15 protein-coding genes and 4 tRNA genes are annotated in these 19,329 nt (G+C 38.8%); 18 read left to right on the forward strand and 1 reads right to left on the reverse strand.

What is annotated here, in order from left to right; genetic code table 11:
• Positions 1-209: 209 nt before the first annotated feature.
• Together LMC10_RS09735 and LMC10_RS09740 are read left to right on the forward strand one after the other, a co-directional pair.
• Positions 210-2,882, forward strand: coding sequence for an SEC10/PgrA surface exclusion domain-containing protein (locus LMC10_RS09735; RefSeq protein WP_229269698.1), 2,673 nt, complete (start codon positions 210-212; stop codon positions 2,880-2,882).
• A 27-nt stretch (positions 2,883-2,909) separates the two neighbouring features.
• Positions 2,910-3,530 (forward strand): hypothetical protein, encoded by a 621-nt coding sequence (locus LMC10_RS09740; RefSeq protein ID WP_229269699.1) that lies wholly within the window; start codon positions 2,910-2,912, stop codon positions 3,528-3,530.
• A 144-nt stretch (positions 3,531-3,674) separates the two neighbouring features.
• Here the strand turns inward: LMC10_RS09740 and LMC10_RS09745 are convergent, their stop codons facing one another.
• On the reverse strand, positions 3,675-3,941 hold the full coding sequence (locus tag LMC10_RS09745; protein ID WP_229269700.1) for a hypothetical protein: 267 nt from the start codon (positions 3,939-3,941) through the stop codon (positions 3,675-3,677).
• Positions 3,942-4,569: 628 nt separating this feature from the next.
• Here LMC10_RS09745 and LMC10_RS09750 point away from each other — a divergent pair.
• The 16 genes from LMC10_RS09750 (at position 4,570) to LMC10_RS09825 (ending at position 19,167) form a co-directional block, all read left to right on the forward strand.
• Positions 4,570-4,642 (forward strand) — tRNA-Asn (locus LMC10_RS09750).
• A 202-nt stretch (positions 4,643-4,844) separates the two neighbouring features.
• Positions 4,845-5,543 (forward strand): lipocalin/fatty acid-binding family protein, encoded by a 699-nt coding sequence (locus LMC10_RS09755; protein ID WP_020842870.1) that lies wholly within the window; start codon positions 4,845-4,847, stop codon positions 5,541-5,543.
• Positions 5,544-5,755: 212 nt separating this feature from the next.
• Positions 5,756-7,255 carry a peptide MFS transporter gene (locus LMC10_RS09760; protein WP_020842871.1) on the forward strand — a complete coding sequence of 500 codons (1,500 nt, stop codon included), beginning with the start codon at positions 5,756-5,758 and terminating at the stop codon, positions 7,253-7,255.
• 55 nt (positions 7,256-7,310) lie between these two features.
• The gene (locus LMC10_RS09765) at positions 7,311-8,141 is read left to right on the forward strand and encodes a metallophosphoesterase (RefSeq protein ID WP_229269701.1); all 831 of its coding nucleotides are present in this window, start codon (positions 7,311-7,313) and stop codon (positions 8,139-8,141) included.
• A gap of 100 nt (positions 8,142-8,241) precedes the next feature.
• Positions 8,242-8,324: transfer RNA gene (locus tag LMC10_RS09770), tRNA-Tyr, on the forward strand.
• A 10-nt stretch (positions 8,325-8,334) separates the two neighbouring features.
• Positions 8,335-8,406, forward strand: a tRNA-Gln gene (locus tag LMC10_RS09775).
• Between the two features lie 93 nt (positions 8,407-8,499).
• Positions 8,500-9,144: a hypothetical protein gene (locus LMC10_RS09780; protein WP_229269702.1), complete on the forward strand. Its 645-nt coding sequence runs from the start codon at positions 8,500-8,502 to the stop codon at positions 9,142-9,144.
• A gap of 117 nt (positions 9,145-9,261) precedes the next feature.
• Positions 9,262-10,662 carry an MFS transporter gene (locus tag LMC10_RS09785; protein ID WP_229269703.1) on the forward strand — a complete coding sequence of 467 codons (1,401 nt, stop codon included), beginning with the start codon at positions 9,262-9,264 and terminating at the stop codon, positions 10,660-10,662.
• Between the two features lie 90 nt (positions 10,663-10,752).
• Positions 10,753-12,402: an aspartate-alanine antiporter-like transporter gene (locus tag LMC10_RS09790; protein ID WP_229269704.1), complete on the forward strand. Its 1,650-nt coding sequence runs from the start codon at positions 10,753-10,755 to the stop codon at positions 12,400-12,402.
• 32 nt (positions 12,403-12,434) lie between these two features.
• Positions 12,435-13,154 carry an aspartate/glutamate racemase family protein gene (locus tag LMC10_RS09795; protein ID WP_003670574.1) on the forward strand — a complete coding sequence of 240 codons (720 nt, stop codon included), beginning with the start codon at positions 12,435-12,437 and terminating at the stop codon, positions 13,152-13,154.
• 112 nt (positions 13,155-13,266) lie between these two features.
• On the forward strand, positions 13,267-13,968 hold the full coding sequence (locus LMC10_RS09800; protein ID WP_003666262.1) for a GntR family transcriptional regulator: 702 nt from the start codon (positions 13,267-13,269) through the stop codon (positions 13,966-13,968).
• Positions 13,969-14,029: 61 nt separating this feature from the next.
• Entirely contained in the window at positions 14,030-15,496 is a 1,467-nt protein-coding gene (locus LMC10_RS09805; protein ID WP_229269705.1) for a nicotinate phosphoribosyltransferase, read from the forward strand.
• A gap of 12 nt (positions 15,497-15,508) precedes the next feature.
• Complete coding sequence (nadE, locus tag LMC10_RS09810; protein ID WP_066035612.1) at positions 15,509-16,336, forward strand: NAD(+) synthase; 828 nt, start codon at positions 15,509-15,511, stop codon at positions 16,334-16,336.
• 65 nt (positions 16,337-16,401) lie between these two features.
• Positions 16,402-18,579, forward strand: coding sequence for a Tex family protein (locus LMC10_RS09815; protein ID WP_229269706.1), 2,178 nt, complete (start codon positions 16,402-16,404; stop codon positions 18,577-18,579).
• On the forward strand, positions 18,572-19,024 hold the full coding sequence (locus LMC10_RS09820) for a SprT family protein (protein WP_229269707.1): 453 nt from the start codon (positions 18,572-18,574) through the stop codon (positions 19,022-19,024). The genes LMC10_RS09815 and LMC10_RS09820 overlap by 8 nt, the downstream gene beginning before the upstream one ends.
• A gap of 57 nt (positions 19,025-19,081) precedes the next feature.
• Positions 19,082-19,167: transfer RNA gene (locus LMC10_RS09825), tRNA-Leu, on the forward strand.
• Positions 19,168-19,329: the final 162 nt, after the last annotated feature.

Below are 19,329 nucleotides of genomic sequence, written 5' to 3' on the forward strand. Positions count from 1 at the left end.
TTGATATTGACTTATGTGTGGATGAAAAATATAATAAAAAATGTTAATTGTAAATAGCTTCTTTTACTATTCAAAGTGATTAGTAATAACCATGTATTTATTTAGGGAGATGTTAAATACATATAAATAGAAAATAAAGGTCATATCGATTTAGGTTTAATTATTAGAAATTTAATGCGCACATAACAAATATAATTTTGGGGGATATTATGAATAGAAAAAATACCATCCTTAAGTCAACTTTACTTGCTACATCAGTTGTAACTATTAGTGCAGTTACTAATGTTACGGTTCACGCTGATGACATGGCATCAAAAACGCAAAGCCAAAATACACCGGAGAAACAAATTGCCAAAAAGCAAGATAAAAACAACCAGCAACTATCTGCTTTAAAGCAACAGCAAAGTAACTCTGAAAATGAAGCGGCTAAACAAAATGCTAATAAGTTAACTGAATTACAAGAAAATAATACTGGAAAAATTAAGATTTTAGATCAGCAACTTCAAAACCAAAAACAAGTTGCCCAACAGACTGCTAATGATCAATTAGCGGTTAAAACTAATACAGTTCGCCAATCCGAACAAGCACAAGCAATTGCTGAAAACGATGCTTACCAATCTCAAGTAGCCGCTCAAACTAAGGCTTACGATCAAGCAGTTGCTAACCAACAACAAGCTAACGATCAAGAATTAGCTGACGCAGCTAAGCATATCGTTACCCCTGAGCAAAAGCAAAGTCAAATTGACTCAGCTACTAAGAACACCCAACAAGCCTTAGATCAAGCTAAGTCTGATCACGACTCTACTACTAATAAGTTGAACGATCAATTAACTAACGACCTTAAGCAAAACGCTCAACGAGCACAAGAAGCCAAGAGTGATCTTAAGCAGCCAAATCAAGCAGATAACCAAAAGCAAATTGATGACGCGCAAAATGCTGTTAACAAGGCTCAAAGTAAAGCCAATGACGCGCAAAATGCACTATCTAATGCTAAGAATACCCTAAATGCTAACCAAAGTGCTTTAACACAAGCAAAAGACGCTCAAAAAGACCATGTGATTAATACTATTAATTTACCAGCTGGTTACATTGATGCTTGGAAAGAATATGTTAATACTAAAGAAAAGAATGACTATTTAGTAACAGAAAGTACTTACCCAGATTTATTTAAAAAGCTTGAAACACTAGATAAGGAAGCATTAAAGAACAACCTATATCATACTGATCCAGCCGCAGCAAAAGTACCAGTAACCTTAAATGCCAACGGCACCCTTTCACGAGATGACATCATTAAAGCTACTCAATTTGCCGTTTCGTTATTAAACCCAATTCGTGAAGCAATTGGCGTTACCCCATACAAGATCACCAACGCATCTATCGATGTCGCTCAAGACGTTGCTAATGAATATCGTAAGGATAACTGGAATACCTGGGATCATGAGCACGATAACGATGCTTTAGATCGCGTCGCTAACAAATGGAACATTGACCTTGTCGGCGAATCCTGGGCTGGTGACGGAGCATTTGGCCAAGTCAAATGGACTCCAAACAATGGTGGTACAGAATTCGTCCACAACTATAATAACCTAACACTAAATGATTTATATCAGGGTATTTATAGTTCAATCTTATCCTTACTATTCAAAGACGCCGATCAAGGTTACGGTCACGCCACAGACTTACTAGGTGTTCGTGATCCTAACAACAATTTTACTACCGGTAACAGCCTTGGAGTCAGCTTTGAATACGGCAAAGGTATGAAGGCTGGGGGTCAAACAAATGTTGGTGGTTTCCACTTCAATACTATCCCCGATGCTTCTTCTAAGGACGTTCAACGTTTAGTTAACGAAGGCTACGTGATTGATGCTGCTGATCCAACTGCTAAGGTTAATCAACCCGGCTACCGTGACGAAATTGCCATCCCTGGTCAAGATTTACAAAAGCAAATTATCGAATTACAAGCTAAGGTTAACGAAAACCAAAGTCAAGTTGATCAATTAACTAAGACTGCTGATACTGCTAGTCAAACCTTAAATGACGCTAAGGCTAAGTTAGCAAATCTTCAAAAGAGCATTGCTGATGCAGAAAATAGTTATCAACAACAATTAGCGGCTATTAACACTAAGTACAGTAATCAAGCCACTAAATTAAAGGCTGATCATGATGCTAAGATTAAGGCTGAAAACGATGCTTACCAAGCACATGTTAACCAATTAAACAGTGATCTTCAAACTAAGATCAACGCTATTAAGGCTCAACCAGAAAATACTGATCAATTAAAGGCTCAACTTGATCAAAAGCTTGCTCAAGTTAAGCAAGATGGTCAACACAAGCTCGATCAATTAAAGCAAGCTCACGAAGTTCGTTTACAAAAGATTCACCAAGACGCCGAAGATACTTTAGCTGCATACAAGGCGAACTTAGACAAGGATGCTCAAGCTAAAATTACCAAGGCCCAAGCAGACCACGACGCATCAGTTAAGGCTCTTAAGGATAATTATACCCAACTTAAGAACCAATTAGATGCTCAGCAAGCTAAGCTCGTTAGTGATGATCAAGCTCAATACAATGCTCTTGCTACTAAACTTGACGGCGAATTAACTGCCTTAAAGAACCAAGTATTGCCAAAGCCTGCTGATCACCAAACTACTCAAAACAAGCAAGTTGTTGCTGGTAACACGGATACCGTTGCTTTGGACAATTCTGGAAAGACAACTGTTGTATTGCCTAGAGTGACTAGTGATATCAATGGAGAAAAGCCAGAGTCAGTTAAATTCTTACCGCAAACTGGTAACGAAAAGAACTCGTTTGCAATTATCGCACTAGGTGCTTTCACTGCTATGTTTGGTATGAATTTAGCTTCACGGAAGCGAAAGTTTTAGTTTGAAATATAGAGGGAGTTGATAGCATTGACAGTAGAAGTTGATAATGATTCATATTTTTATAGCCTATTAAAAGCACATGCAGCAGAGGTAGCGAAAGAGCCAGGAAAGTCGCCAAGTCACTACGCAGCATACGGTATGCCAATCGATGTATTACGACAAAATATAACAGAATATATGTATTATGGAAATTCTGAAAAAATTGAAAAAAAGATACAAACAACCATATCAAACATAGCATATACTATTCAACTTTTGGAATTTTATATTAATGCTAAGAATGAATTATATTTATCATATCCAATGGAAAGAATGTTGAATAAGGAAATTTTAATCACTTCCTTTGAAATCCAAGAGGCTTTAATCAGTATAATGTTTGAGGGATACTATAAGGCTAAAACGTCAAAAGAAAGAATCTTAAAGCTTAAAAATGAGGAAAAATTAAGTGAAGATTTTATTAATGCTTTAGACGATGAAAGAAGGTATCGTAATAAAGTTCATTTAACAGGAAAAGGAGGTAATCCAATTCCTGATTATGACATTTTTGATGATACTGAGATGGTTAATAAGTCAATTAATTTGTTAAATGAGCTTTTTGCACTAAGAATACATGATGATCAAAAGATAGTATTACCGAATGTTGGATAATAAATAGATCAATATAGACTTTAAGCAATATCGATAAGTAAGGTCAGCACAAAATAGAGAATAATATGTGTTTACCAAAAATAATCGTGAAACGTAAACATCATTAGCAGAAAAAAAAGCCCAGTTAATGGGCTTTTTAATTTTTTAAAATAGCAGGTGACAGCCTTTAAGCTCGATTTCAAAGTCGCTACTAATAGTATTAAGACTAAGTACCCAGTTAATATGATGTGATTTTATAAATTTATTCAAAGAGTCGAAATATGGTGCTAATTCAGTTAGACTTATTCCGACCCTTCCTGTAAGACGTAATTCATCTATTTGCGCATCATTAAGTTGATAACCACAGGCACCTTTTATTTCATTAACAACAGTATTAACATATTTTTCTATTACTTGATCTAATTCGCTCATTACTTATGCCTCCGTTAATGTAAGATATTGAATTTAATTACAGTTTGAATCGTCATTAAAGTAAAAGACTAAAGGGTTATTACTCATAAATTTTATACATAATAAAAAGCCTCCTAATTATTATTTCAGAGGCTTTCCTGCGCGGAACGCGCAAAAATTTGAGGAGATATGGTAATGGATTAAACTAAGATAAAATAACTATTGAGAATAATTAGTCATAGATATGTTTATTATGAGGATTACGTTTAAATTTTTTGCTACAGAATTTATAATTATCATTTGTAGTAATAAATTCCTCCATCAGTACTTAATTGTGTCTGATAAAGCATAGTCTAGTTTCTTCCTATTTTATATGGAGCCATGTTATACATAAGAGATTTGAAGTAAAATATTCTGTAGCTCTAGGAAGCATTACGCCTTATAAAAGGTTTCTAACCAATCATAAGACTATAAAGTAAGTACAAAAACTTATTATGGAGGCTTACTTAAGAAGTTCACTGAGTAGTCGAACTAATATCGTTTGAATCACCATCCTTAACAAACTCATACTGGAAAATATTTCTAGACAAATTTTAAATTAACTTGACGGGTATAAGGAGATAATATATAATTATATCCGTTGAGTTATTCCGGCATAGCTCAGTTGGTAGAGCACCTGACTGTTAATCAGGTTGTCGTCAGTTCGAGTCTGACTGCCGGAGTCGATTGAGATGTTAGCTGTTTGGCTAGCATCTTTTTTTATACCTTCTAAACATCTTTTTAATAATTTGAATTGCATATTTACGGTTTTTAACGATGGATTATTAATTTTTATATCAAAAAAATTGTAGATGTTTTAACATGAGAATATACTAAAACTGTAACTAGTTTCATATGTAGTTTAGGAGAATGGAGGTATTTATAATGCGATTTAGTAAAGCAATCCTTGTTGCAACCAGCATAATTGCAATTGGGCTATGTACAAGTGGCTGTAGTAGTTCTAGCACGAGTTCCAACAGTAGCAAGAGCAGTGCCCAAGTCTCATCAGCAAAAAAAGAGGAGTCACATATTGTGGGCTCGTATCGTGATGATGCCGATGGAGCTGCTATTACCCTTAATTCAGATGGAACTGGGACATATGTAATGGCAAATCCGACGCAGGCTGATATTCATGATCAATTGACCTGGAAAAAGGAAAAGAATAATTACATCATTAATTTAAATGATAGTAATTATGATACGCCAATTGATGCGCGGCTAAATGAAGATAATTTGAGCCTTGTAGGTAACGATGAATGGCCTAATCAGTCATTTAAACGAGTTCATGGTGACTTTGACGTTGATAATTTCTTAAAAGAACAACATGCGAAAACTAACAGTTCTACAACTAAGGATACTCATTCTAAGGAATCATCAACTCATGCCCGCGCAGCACTTAAAAAATGGGCGAGTGACCACCACAAAGACACCAGCAAGATTGATAATTTGAAGGCTACGACTGACCTATCTGAGCCAGATGAGGGTTGGGCCTTTGTTGATGATAATGGAACTGAATATGCCATTGTTCGAAATGGAAAAGTTTATCCACGTCCGGTTATCGATGGTGATACGTCATCTAATTAATAATCTTAGCGACAAACTTAATAAAATAAACAATTATAGCTCATACATGCGTTTGCGTTCTCATCAAAAACTTATTTTTCAATTGACGATGTTTTGAAACACGTTTATAATAGTACTATTCTGAATTTTATTGTTAAAGTTTTTTAATGTTTAGAATACGTATTCAATTAACATTGTGCTAATTGAAAAGTGAAATTATTTGGAGGAATTGTATGAGTAAACAAAAGAATTTGGATACCTCCTTCTTTGGACAACCGCGTGGATTGTCGACATTGTTCTTCACTGAAATGTGGGAACGGTTTAGTTACTACGGAATGCGGGCTATCCTTCTATTCTATATGTACTACGCTGTTACCAAGGGTGGTTTGGGTATGGACCAAGCTACCGCAGCATCAATTATGTCAATTTATGGTTCATTAGTTTACCTGGCCAGTGTTGTCGGAGGATGGTTATCTGACCGTGTATGGGGATCGCGGCGAACGGTCTTCATCGGTGGTGTCCTTATTATGTTTGGACATATCGCTCTGTCATTACCGTTTGGTGTGTCAGCACTTTATGTATCAATCGCTTTGATTGTTATTGGTACCGGGTTATTAAAGCCAAATGTTTCAGAAATGGTTGGGGGCTTATACAGTCCTGAAGACCGTCGTCGAGACTCTGGTTTTAGTATGTTTGTCTTCGGGATTAACTTAGGGGCCGCTGTTGCTCCTTGGGCTGTTCCTTGGGCTGCTAATGGCTTTGGCTTAAACCTTTTCCATGGTGAAATGAACTTCCACGCTGGTTTCTCACTAGCCGCTATCGGAATGTTCTTTGGGTTAGTACAATATGTAGTTGACGGCCGGAAGTATCTTTCAAAAGATAGCTTATATCCTGATGATCCGATCGATAAGGAAAGTTTACGTCCAGTAATTATTTGGTCAATTGTTGGTGTTATTGCATTAGTGATCATTCTTGGATTGCTTGCTGCAATGGGTCAATTAAACATCAATAATATCATTACAATCATTACGGTTATTGCTATTGCTTTGCCAATCTACTACTTTGTAATGATGTTGAATTCCAAGAAGGTTACAAAGGATGAAAAGTCACGGGTTGTTGCTTACATTCCACTTTTCATTGCTGCTGCTATCTTCTGGGCAATTGAAGAATCAGGTTCAGTTGTTTTGGCCCTCTTTGCTGAACAACGGACTGTTTTACACATTGGTGGCTGGCACTTTGCTGCTGCTAACTTCCAGACATTGAACCCATTATTCATTATGATCCTAACACCATTCTTCGTTGCACTTTGGGATCACTGGAAAAAACAACCAAGTGCTCCTGGTAAGTTTGCTGCTGGGTTAGTAATTGCAGGTCTTTCATATGTTTGGATGGCACTTCCAGCAATGATTCACGGTACAACTGCCGGACGGGTTAGCCCATTCTGGTTAGTTGGTTCATGGTTCATCGTTGAAATCGCCGAAATGTTGATTTCACCAATTGGTCTTTCAGTAACTACTAAACTTGCACCAAAAGCATTTAAGTCTCAAATGATGAGTATGTGGTTCTTGGCTGATGCTGCTGGACAAGCAGTTAACGCCCAAGTTGTTAAGTACTACTCATCAGCTACAGAAGTTCCATACTTCTTAATTATCGGGGCAGTAAGTATCGTCTTCGGATTGATTCTTTGCCTATTCGTTAAGAAGATTCATGGCTTGATGGATGGTGTAGACTAAAAATTATATTAAGAGATCGAGAATAATTCTTGGTCTCTTTTTTTTGAGGTGAGTTATGAAAATCGCAGTAAGTAGTGACCTTCATTTAGATTTAAATCATGCTAAGGTTGCAGAAATTATTACTCAACAGGCGCATTATTTAACCCGTCAAGAAATTGACCATTACTTTTTTGTAGGGGATGCCTTTAATGATTTTGAGCAAACTAGAGTATATTTTGCGGAACTACAATCGCAATTGCCTATCACAAAGGTCCATTATCTTGCCGGTAACCATGATATGTTAAAAGGGGTCACTTATGAGCAATTAGAAAATTTAGATGATGATCTATATTTTCATAATCGATTTCTCGATATTCCCCAAACGAACTGGCGAATTATCGGTAATAATGGTTGGTATGATTATTCGTTTTCAACGTATGAAAGTAATGTAGAAGAGGTTGCGCAATGGAAGCAGGCATATTGGGTAGATCGTCCAATTGTACAGCCAATGAATGATCCAGAACGAATGGCGATTGTCTTACACCAAGTTGAAGAAGCCCTAAAACAGGCTCACAATCAACAAAAACAGGTTATCTTTATGACCCACTTCGCACCGATTAGAGAAGCTCTCCCGCATCCAATTATTGAATCAGCACGGCGGCAGCGGATGTGGGAGATGACGACAGCAATGTTGGGCAGTAGACACTTAGGAGTATTACTCGCTAAATTCCCGGAAGTAAAAGCAGTTTTTTATGGGCACCTTCATTATGCTCAACGATTAATTACCGTTGGAAATATTGAATACCGTAATCAAGCAGTTGGCGTAAGACGCAAAAATAGTGAGAACTGGAAGGGGGAAAGCCTATTAGATCAATGGATTAGCCGCCTTTATACTAAAAAAATCTAGTTTTTTCAAAAAAATAAGAAAAAACACTTGCAATGAGGTTGGAAATTAGGTATTATAGTAAACGTTGATTGATACGAAATATTTAATCAAGCAACTTCTTGGAGGAGTAGCGAAGTCTGGTTAAACGCGACGGTCTGTAAAACCGTTCCTTCGGGTTCGGCGGTTCGAATCCACCCTCCTCCATCTTTATTATTGGGCTATAGCCAAGCGGTAAGGCAACGGTTTTTGGTACCGTCATGCGCTGGTTCGAATCCAGCTAGCCCAACTGTTATTGAAAGGCTAAGAAAAACATCTGTTTTTCTTAGCCTTTTCTAGTTCAAGATTTTATTGAGTTATATGAAAAAAGGAATGACAGCTAATGCCTAAACAAGGTCATTTTGCAAAAAGCATGCGAACTAAACAAATAAATGATTTTAAAGTGAAACGCAATGCGACTGATGCGACCATTGATGATGAACAGTTAACAGATTTCCTAGTGGTTCGCTTTGCTTTAACAGCTAAGAAGAGGGTTCAATCTGGGGCTCGAGAAACTGCTCAACGGTTCTTAATTGAAATTTGTGATTCTTTACAAGAAAATGATGGGGATTTACAAGCGATCATTCCAAAGTTACTAGTGAGCCTTAATGCCCGGGTACCTTGGCAATTCTATCCAGAAATTTTGGAAGAATGGGATTTGCTTCAAAAGTTTTTACAAAAAGAACTTCCAGCAGTCCCATTAGAAAAACGTCTACGAATTAAGCACCCAGTCACAACACAAGAAATGGAGACGTTAATTGCAAAATTATTGGCCAGAAAGATTACTACAATTACGTTTATTAATCAGCCAGGAGTTGATCCACATAAGAAAGATCAGATGGCGACAATGATGCTGACAACGATCTATTATGATCAAACGATTGAATGGGATAAAGTACGGTTGTTACTGGCGCCATTTAAGTTTGAAATTGCCCCTGAACTAGACGAAGAAACGAAAGACTGGTTAAAGAAACTAGCAGAAAAATAATAACGTTGACTTTCGTTCTGCTTCCTTGGTAGAATTAAATCGTTATTGTAGAGCTGTGGTGGAGTTTTTATCACCGTGGCTCTTTTTATTTTGATTTAAAGGAGGAAGCGGAAAGCAATGGCAGAAAAAAACTATTCACGTATTTATCTCGCAATTGGTTCCCTTGCATTACTAACGTTTATCGGAATTTTGAATGAAACATCGATGAACGTCACATATCCAGAATTATCTGCTCAGTTTAATGTATCGCTCGATGTTATTCAGTGGATTACAACTGGTTATTTATTGATGGTAACAATTACAATGGGAACTACTGCCTATCTATTACGCCAGTATCAAGCACGTTGGTTGCACTTATTTGCAGTATCATTTTTTATTATTGGTGACTTGATGTGTGCTTTGACTGGTAATTTTCCTATTTTGTTAACGGGGAGATTGATTCAAGCAATGGCAACTGGGTTAGCAACCCCAATCATGTTCCATTTAATTTTTACGGAGATTCCGCGTGAAAGAATTGGCATGATGACCGGAATGGCTGCGATGGTTATTTCATTTGCACCAGCACTGGGACCAACATATGGTGGGGTCGTTTCAGAAATGCTGTCATGGCGGATGATTTTTTGGATTTTACTACCAATTGTTTTGATTAGTCTTGTATGTGGTCAACTTTTTATTCGTAATAAACCGCTTGGAAATGATAAAGCATTTAGTTATGGAAGTTTAATTACACTGGCAATTGCCCTTATTAGTATCATTAGTGCAGTTTCTTCAATTGGGAAACAAGGATTTGGCAAGCAGTTTTGGCTTTTACTACTGGTAGCAATTGTTTTCTTTAGCGCCTTTATCTATATCAATAATCACGGTAAATCAGAATTGTTTGACTTAAAGGTGTTTAAGGTTGTCCCATTGCGGCTATCAACTGTCACTTATTTTAATTTACAGTTTATTAATATTGGGATTTCGCTTGTTATTCCTATTTACGTTCAATATGTTTTGCACTCTTCGGCAATTGTCGCGGGTCTTATTTTATTTCCCGGGTCATTAATCGGTGCTTTTATCTCGCCATTTGCCGGAACTTTGGCCGATCGTTATGGCTTTGCTACGCCAGTTATTTCCGGGGGAATTCTTTTGGTTATTGGAACAAGCTGCTTCAGTGTTTTCCAACGTCATTTAACGCCATTACTAATAACGATCTTCTTCGTTATTTTACGAATTGGGTTTAACTTTGCCTTTTCTAATACAATTTCCAATGCTTCAATGTTGGTTCAACCGCAAAATGCTCCCGATGTAAACTCAATTTTTAATATGGTCCAACAATTTGCCGGCTCACTGGGAACCAGTCTTCTGGCCTCCACAATTGCTTTATTCCAAATGGGCAACAGCGGTTCACTGATGGGACGTACGTATGCCGGAGGACGATTTGACTTTATCTTATTAGGCGTTTTGGCAGTTATTACTTTATTAACAATGGTTACTAATTATCGCATGCAACAAAAGAAGGAAAGTGTTTCTCAATAAGTGGTTGAATTAGCCTGACAAGAATGTAATAATGTGGCTTGATTAATACAAGTTATTACAGGTTTTTGAAGAAAGTGACTATAAGTTAAAATGATACATTCTATCGTTCACTTTATGGTGAGCAATCAGGTTTTTACGCTGTTTATTTGCCTTGCAATTGGCTTCTTGATTGGAAACTATAAAATTGCGGGTAAATTTAATATTGGGGCAACGGTGGGAACGTTAATTGTGACCTTGATCGTGGGACAGATTGGGAGTTTCCCCCGGGATGAAATGTTGGGAACGATTTTCTTTGGCGCCTTCATGTTCTCTGTTGGTTATCGGATCGGACCCCAGTTATTAGTTAGTTTGAAACTATTTGGGATTCGAATTTTAATCGCTAGTATTTTCTGGATGGTTGTTGCGTTCTTAGTTGGGTGGAGTCTTTTTTCTGCCTTTAAGATTGGACCGGGGATCGCTGCCGGAGTTATTTCCGGAGCCCTCACCCAGTCGGCTACCGTTGCCAGTTCGTTGCAAACGATTGGATCATTGCCAGTTAGTCAAAGCGTTAGGGCAACTTATGAGGCGCAGCTCCCAGTTGCCTATGCTTTAACATACGTTTTTGGGACGTTAGGGGTAATTATCTTTTTACGTGACCTAGCACCTAAAATTTTGGGGATTTCAATTGCTGAACAGGGTCCTAAAATGGCTGAACATTATCACTTTCATGCTAAAAACCCTAACCCAACGTGGCGACGAACATATCGCATTGCAGATGATTCACCGCTTGTCGGCAAAACGCTTGAGGAATTTAATCGGCGGTCTAATTACCGGATTATTGGGTTAGCTGCTTTTCATGATGGCAAAATGACTGACCACCTTGAATATCAATTGCAGGCTGGCGACTTGCTAACTGTTATTGGTTACGCTGTTCATTTCGATCGGTTGATGCGAGTACCAGGATTAACAGAAGTATTGACGCCAACCAATGCGCCACGTGAACGAGCTTTTGTTTTGGGGAAAAACTTTAAACCGGGTGAATTAGCCCTTCTGCGTCAACACGGGGTTTTTGTGAACATTCAAGATCCAATCAGCGGAAACCAACAATTGATTAACCAGTTGCGGCCAGGGGATGTGATTTCATTGACTGGGAATACATCACGAACCAAAGCAATCTTAAAAAAGATGGGACGCTGGAAAGCTGCAGATACAGCGATGAATTATTCTTTATTCTCTTTAGGAATCGGTTGTGCTTCCCTTTTAGGAATTATCGGGCTAAAATTAAATAGTATTCCGTTGCAACTGGGGAATGGAACCGCGGCTTTGATCATGGGACTAATCCTGAGTTCATGGATTGAGCGTCACCGTGACCGTAAATCAATCCCAGTAACGGTAACTAGCTTTCTTCAGAGTTTTGGACTAACGCTTTTTGTGGGGACAGTTGGTTTACAATCAGCTCAGGCATTTACAAGTGCAATTAAGTCGTTAGGTATCGGGGTCTTATTTATTGGGGCGATGATTTCAATAATGCCACATTTGCTAACGCTGTTCTTTGGACGCTATATATTGAAAATGGAACCTCTTGCTTTAATTGGTGCGTTGACTGGTTCAGGAACGATTGCAGCGGCAATGAATGAGATTTCGCAAAAAGCAGGGCCGGAAGGTGGCGCATATTATGCGGCTGCCTTTACTCCGGCGTTTGTAGTTGGTAATATTGGAATTACATTACTAGGGCCGATTTTTGTGGCGCTACTATCATAATTTATCGCTTAGAAAGGGCGTGCAAAATTATAATGCAACAATTTTTTACAATTTTAGGTGGAATGGGGACGCTGGCAACAGAGAGTTATGTACGTCTGTTAGATAAAAGAACGCCAATTCATCGTGATCAAGATTACTTAAACTATTTAGTTGTTAACCATGCAACCGTTCCTGATCGTACTACATGGATTCTCGATCATAGTCAACCAGATCCTAATGAGGCCCTGATTGAAGATATTAAACAGCAAAGTCTTTTGAATCCTGCATTCTTTGTTTTAATTTGTAATACAGCCCATTACTCTTTTGATAAGTTACAGGCAGCAACGGAGATTCCAATTCTCAATATGCTGCAAGAAACGGTTAACGAGATCAAGAAGATTAAGCCGGATGCAAAGCGGGTTGGCCTATTAGCCACTAAGGGGACTTTGGCAGCTAACCTATATGATCCTTATATTGAGAAGGCTGGGTACGAACTTATCAAGCCAACTCCTGAGATTGCCGATATGACAGAAGACCTGATTTACCATGATATCAAAGAGGCTGGTCATTCCGATGGCAAGAAGTATCATGAGCTAGTACGGAAAATGATTGAAGAACAAGGAGCAGATGTAGTAGTTTTGGGTTGTACTGAATTATCTTTTGCAGAAGAGATGGATCCTGAAACTAAGTACCCTGTTGCCGATTCACAATCAATTATTGTTGATCGGTCCCTTGAACGCGCATTGAAACTACGACAAAATAATAAAAATTAATATTAGAGACCGGGGGAAGGAATTAATTTCAACGGTCTCTAATTTTTAGATGGTGTAAAATATATATACATGCGCAATGTTTAGCAAACAATGGCGTAAGGAGGAAAGAAAAATGAGTTCACCTGTTTATATTCAAATTCACAATCAGTTAAGACAAAACATTGAAGATGGTGAGTGGAAAGTTGGCGATAAAATTCCCGCTGAACGCGAACTCGCTAATGATTTTGGCGTCAGTCGAATGACTTTGCGGCAAGCAATTCAAGCATTAGTTGATGAAGGAATTCTTGAGCGAAGAGTTGGCTCTGGAACTTTTGTCGCTAATCGCAAAGTCCAAGAAAAGATGTCAGGAATAACGAGCTTTACTGAATTAATGCACGCGACAGGGAAGAAAGCTGCTAGTAAGACAATTTCTTACCACTTGACGATCCCTTCGCAAACAGAGGTTGAAAAGCTAAAGTTAGCTCCAGATGAACAGGTTTTACGAATGGAACGGGTTCGTTATGGAAATGATGTGCCAATTTGTTATGAAATTGCAACTGTTCCTGCTAACCTCGTTCAGAAATTTAGCAAAGAAGAAATTACCACGTCTTTTTATCGGACGCTAGAAAAAAAGGCGAACCTTTATCCTGGTCATGCAACCCAGCATATTTCAGCAACGAAGGCGACGGAAAAGATTGCTAATTACTTGCAGATTAAGCGTGGAGATGCTCTCTTGCGAATGACCCAACTATCTTACTTGCAAGATGGTCGTCCTTTTGAATATGTCCACACTCAATATGTTGGATCACGGTTTGAATTTGTCTTTGAAAAGTAATCAAGACAAATCCATGTTACAATACTGATTAACGATATTACTTTTGAGAGGAATTATACTAATGAAATTTGATTATCCGGATGATAGCCTTACCCTGCATACTGATGCGTATGAATTGAGTATGATGCAGACCTACTGGAAAAAAGGAATGGGTAACCGCCGTGCTGTCTTTGAGGCCTTCTTCCGTAAAATGCCATTTAATAATGGGTACGCTGTTTTTGCCGGGTTAGATCACATTATTCGCTATGTAAAACAATTACATTTTACTGATAGCGATATTGAATACTTAAAGTCTACGAATCAATTTGATGATGACTTTCTAGAATATTTACGTAATTTTAAATTTACGGGTTCAATCAACAGCTTTGAAGAAGGAGATCTGGTATTTAACCATGAGCCTATTATTCAGGTTGATGCGCCGATTATTGAGGGCCAATTGATTGAAACAGCAATTTTAAATATTCTTAATTATCAGATTATGATTGCGACAAAGGCTTCACGGATTAAGTCAATTGTCGGTAACCAAACTGTAATGGAATTTGGCTCACGCCGGGCACAGGAATTGGATGCAGCTTTGTGGGGAACGCGAGCAGCATATATTGGTGGCTTCGATGCAACAAGTAATGTCCGTGCAGGTAAATTATTTGGTATCCCAATTTCAGGAACCCATGCCCATGCTCTTGTGCAGGTATACATGAATGATTATGATGCATTTAAAGCATATGCAGAAACTCATCATGATTGTGTCTTTCTTGTGGATACTTTTGATACCTTAAAGAGTGGAGTTCCCAACGCAATTAAGGTTGCTAAGGAATTTGGCGATAAAATTAACTTTATCGGTGTCCGCATTGACAGTGGAGATATGGCCTACCTATCTAAAAAAGTACGCAAAATGTTGGATGATGCTGGTTTCCCAGACGCAAAAATCATCGCATCTAATGGTTTAGATGAAAAGACAATTCAAAACTTGCAAATGCAAGGGGCGAAGATTGATACATGGGGAATCGGGACTAAGCTAATTACTGCCTATGACCAACCAACTTTAGGAGCGGTATATAAATTAGTCGCTATTGAAGATGAAGACGGCCAACTTGTTGATACGATTAAGATCTCTAATAATGTTGGTAAAATGTCAACTCCCGGTAAAAAACAAGTATGGCGGATTAACGATCGTGCAGACGGCAAGAGTGAAGGAGATTATATTACATTAGTTGATGAGGATCCTCGTAATGAAAAATCACTCAATATGTTCAATCCTAACTTCCCACTCCAGCAAAAAGACGTGGAGGATTTTACTGCCCGGCCAATGCTAAAGCGAATCTGGCAAGATGGTAAGTATATTTATGATGAACCGACCTTAGAGGAGAGTCGTCAACACCGTTTCGATAGCTTAAATGCTTTATGGGATGAATATAAACGCGATTTAAACCCAGAAGTATACCCAGTCGATTTATCACAGAAATGCTATGATAATAAACTTAAATTAATTCACCAAGTTCATGAATATGTTAAATCATTGAATAAGTAGAGGTAATCTGTAGTGCGAAAGTATCAAGAAGAAATAATTAATGCATTAGGCGTTAACACGCAAATTGATCCCCAAGCAGAAGTAACTAAACGTGTTCAGTTCATCTGTGATTTTCTCCAAACCACTAAGATGAAGGCCCTGGTATTAGGAATTTCTGGCGGACAAGATTCAAGTTTGGCGGGGCGGCTTTCACAATTGGCAGTCGAAAAGCTGCGGGAAGAGACTGGCGACAATGAATACCAATTTATCGCAGTCCGGTTACCATATGGTGAGCAAGCTGATGAGTCAGATGCAATGTTTGCAATTAATGACTTCATTAAACCTGATAAAATAATGCGGGTTAATATTAAGGCGGCTACTGATGCAATGGTAGCATCCTTAAACGAAGCCGGTACGCCAATTAGCGATTTTAATAAGGGAAACATTAAAGCCCGGGAACGAATGATTGTCCAATATGCTATTGGCGGAGAAAATAAAGGAGCGGTGGTAGGAACAGATCACGCCGCTGAAGCAGTAACTGGGTTTTATACTAAGTTTGGGGATGGTGGTGCAGATATTACGCCACTTTCTGGATTGGATAAGCGACAAGGAAAAGCCTTATTACAATACTTAGGAGCACCAGCAAAACTTTATGATAAAACACCAACCGCAGACTTGGAAGAAGACAAACCAATGCGTCCCGATGAAGAAGCGCTTGGTGTTCGCTATGATGAAATCGACGACTACTTAGAAGGTCGTGAAGTTTCGCCAGCAGCTGCTGAAAAAATTGAAGGCTGGTATCGTCGAACTCAACATAAGCGTCACTTGCCGATTGCTCCATATGATACTTGGTGGAAGTAAATTGATAATAAAATGGGAGGCTGGGAATCAACTCAGTCTCTTTACTAGTTTTAAGGAGAATGATAATGGAAGAGGAAACACTTCAGCTTGTTAGTAAACAATTACCAGATATTCGCCCTCAACAAATTAAAGCGGCCCTCGGATTAATGGATGAGGGAAATACGATTCCTTTTATTGCCCGTTACCGTAAGGAAATGACGGGTACGCTTGATGAAGTTCAATTGCAAGCGATTCGGGATGAATATCACCGGGTAACGACATTGCGGGAACGTCAAGCAACAGTTATCAATAAAATTAAAGAGCTTGGGAAGTTAACCCCGGCGCTCGAAAAGCAAATTAACAGTGCGACCGAATTACAAGAAGTAGAAGACCTTTACTTGCCATATAAGCAAAAGCGGCAGACAAAGGCCCAACAAGCTCGTGAACAGGGCTTAGCACCGTTAGCAAATTGGCTGCTCTCTTATCCTGATGATGATTTAACAACTAAAGCGCAAGAATTTATTAATGACGATGTTCCTGATGCTGAGAGTGCATTAACAGGAGCACACGAAATTCTGGCTGAAGCAATTAGTGAAATGGCCACGGTACGAAGCTGGTTGCGAAATTATACTGCTCAACATGGGCAATTAGAGACAAGTGTAAAACGTGGTGGGGAAGAAAAAGATGAGCTGGGGACTTACAAGCAGTACTATGAATTTACGAGTCCAGTTCAAAAATTAAATTCTTATCAAATCTTGGCTTTTAACCGCGGAGAAAAAGAAGGGATTATTAATGTCAAAATCACTTTAGATGAAGAACCAGTGAGGAATTACCTTCGTTTCCGTTTGATTAAAACTAGCAAGAAAAATGATGCGACTGCCTTTATTGAGGAAGCTTACAAGGATGCTTACAAGCGTTTCTTGGGTCCGGCAATTGAACGGGAACTGCGGCGACAATTAACAGAGGGCGCTGATGAACAAGCGATTAAGGTCTTTGGTGAAAATCTCTATCATTTATTGATGCAAGCACCAATCAAGGGAAAAGTTGTATTAGGATTTGACCCTGCCTACCGAACAGGCTGTAAATTGGCGGTTCTTGATGAAAATGGGAAATTCTTAACTAAAGCGGTTATTTATCCGCATAAGCCAGCGCCAGAAAACCAACGAGCCGCAGCGGAAGGCGAATTTATTGATTTGCTAGAGAAGTATCATGTTGAAATGATTGCGATCGGTAACGGGACAGCTAGCCGGGAATCAGAACAATTTGTGGCGGAAGCTCTTAAAAAGATCAAACGGCCAATTTATTATGTCATCGTAAATGAAGCCGGTGCCTCTGTTTACTCTGCAAGCAAGGAAGCACGTGATGAATTTCCGGACTTGCATGTTGAACAGCGAAGTGCAATTAGCATCGGTCGTCGTTTGCAAGACCCACTGGCCGAATTAGTCAAGATTGATCCTCAAGCGGTTGGTGTTGGGCAATACCAGCATGATTTGCCGAAGAAAGAATTGAATGGGGAACTGGAAACAATTGTTGAACGGGCGGTAAACCGGGTTGGAGTAAACCTCAACACAGCTAGTTACCAATTGTTGACGCGGATTTCCGGTCTTAATAAAACGATTGCTAAAAATATTGTTACCTATCGAGATGAAAATGGCCGCTACACAAACCGGACACAGTTAAAGAAAGTGCCACGGTTAGGACCTAAAGCTTATCAACAATCTGTTGGTTTCTTACGGATTATTGGTGGCGAAAATCCATTAGATAACACCGATGTTCACCCAGAAAGTTATCAGGTGGCGGAAAAGATTATTCAAGCGGCAGGAATTAATGTCGATGAGTTGGGAACGCCAAGTGCTGATGATAAGTTAAAGAAAATTGATGTTAAGCAGTTTACGGATGATCAAGTCGGGACTGAAACCGTTACTGATATTATTTCTTCCTTGCAAAAGCCAGGCCGTGACCTGCGTGATTCAATGCCTGCTCCATTATTACGCCATGATGTAATGACGATTGAAGACCTTAAGCCGGGGATGAAACTTCAAGGAACTGTCCGGAACGTTGTCGACTTTGGAGCCTTTGTTGATATTGGTGTCAAACATGATGGGTTAGTTCATGTTTCAAAGATGAGTAAGCAGTTCATTCGTGATCCGCGAGCAATGGTAGCCGTTGGTGATATTGTTGACGTGTGGATTGATGATGTCGACTTGAAGCGTCAGCGGATTCAATTAACGATGCTTGAACCGGAGACGGTCACAAATGACTAATGCTGAATTACAACAATTGACCGAACAGTGGTCGAAAGAATACTTTGGGCGGGAATTTACGCACAAGGTATTTTTTAATAAGCGGTTAAAAACAACTGGTGGACGCTATCATTTAAGTGACCATCATATTGATATCAACCCGTTAATGTATACTGAGTTTGATCTTCATAATCTGCGCCAAGTGGTTCTTCATGAATTGTGCCATTATCATTTACATCTGTTAGGAATGGTTTATCACCATCGCAGTAGAGAATTTAAAACTTTACTAGCACAGGTGGGAGGATCAAGATATGCGCCACCGACTAGTAAAAGAAAGATAAATTCCAAGAAAAAATGGCATTATATATGTGCCGGCTGTGGTGTTGAAATCGCACGACAACGGCGTTTCAACACCCAAAGATACATTTGTCGACGATGTGGTCACAAATTTATTTTAAAAAATTGAAAAAAGTTGTTGCCAACGAATAGGTATCTTGCTATAATAATATTCGTTGGTTGATATGCGGCCGTGGCGGAACTGGCAGACGCGTAAGATTAAGGATCTTATGGTCGATTATGACCGTGGAGGTTCAAGTCCTCTCGGCCGCACTACTTAAAAGCACTGAGTAATTATTTGCTCAGTGCTTTTTTTGTTAATGTCTTTAGACCTGGTTGAGTGCGCGAGCAGAGCGAGTGCACGAAACAAAAAACCACCTGCTATGCGGGTGGGCGATAAAAATTATATAAAAAAGGCCTCTTTTGCCTTAAGAT

This window comes from Limosilactobacillus reuteri subsp. simiae (assembly GCF_020784875.1).
Taxonomy (GTDB): domain Bacteria; phylum Bacillota; class Bacilli; order Lactobacillales; family Lactobacillaceae; genus Limosilactobacillus; species Limosilactobacillus reuteri_H.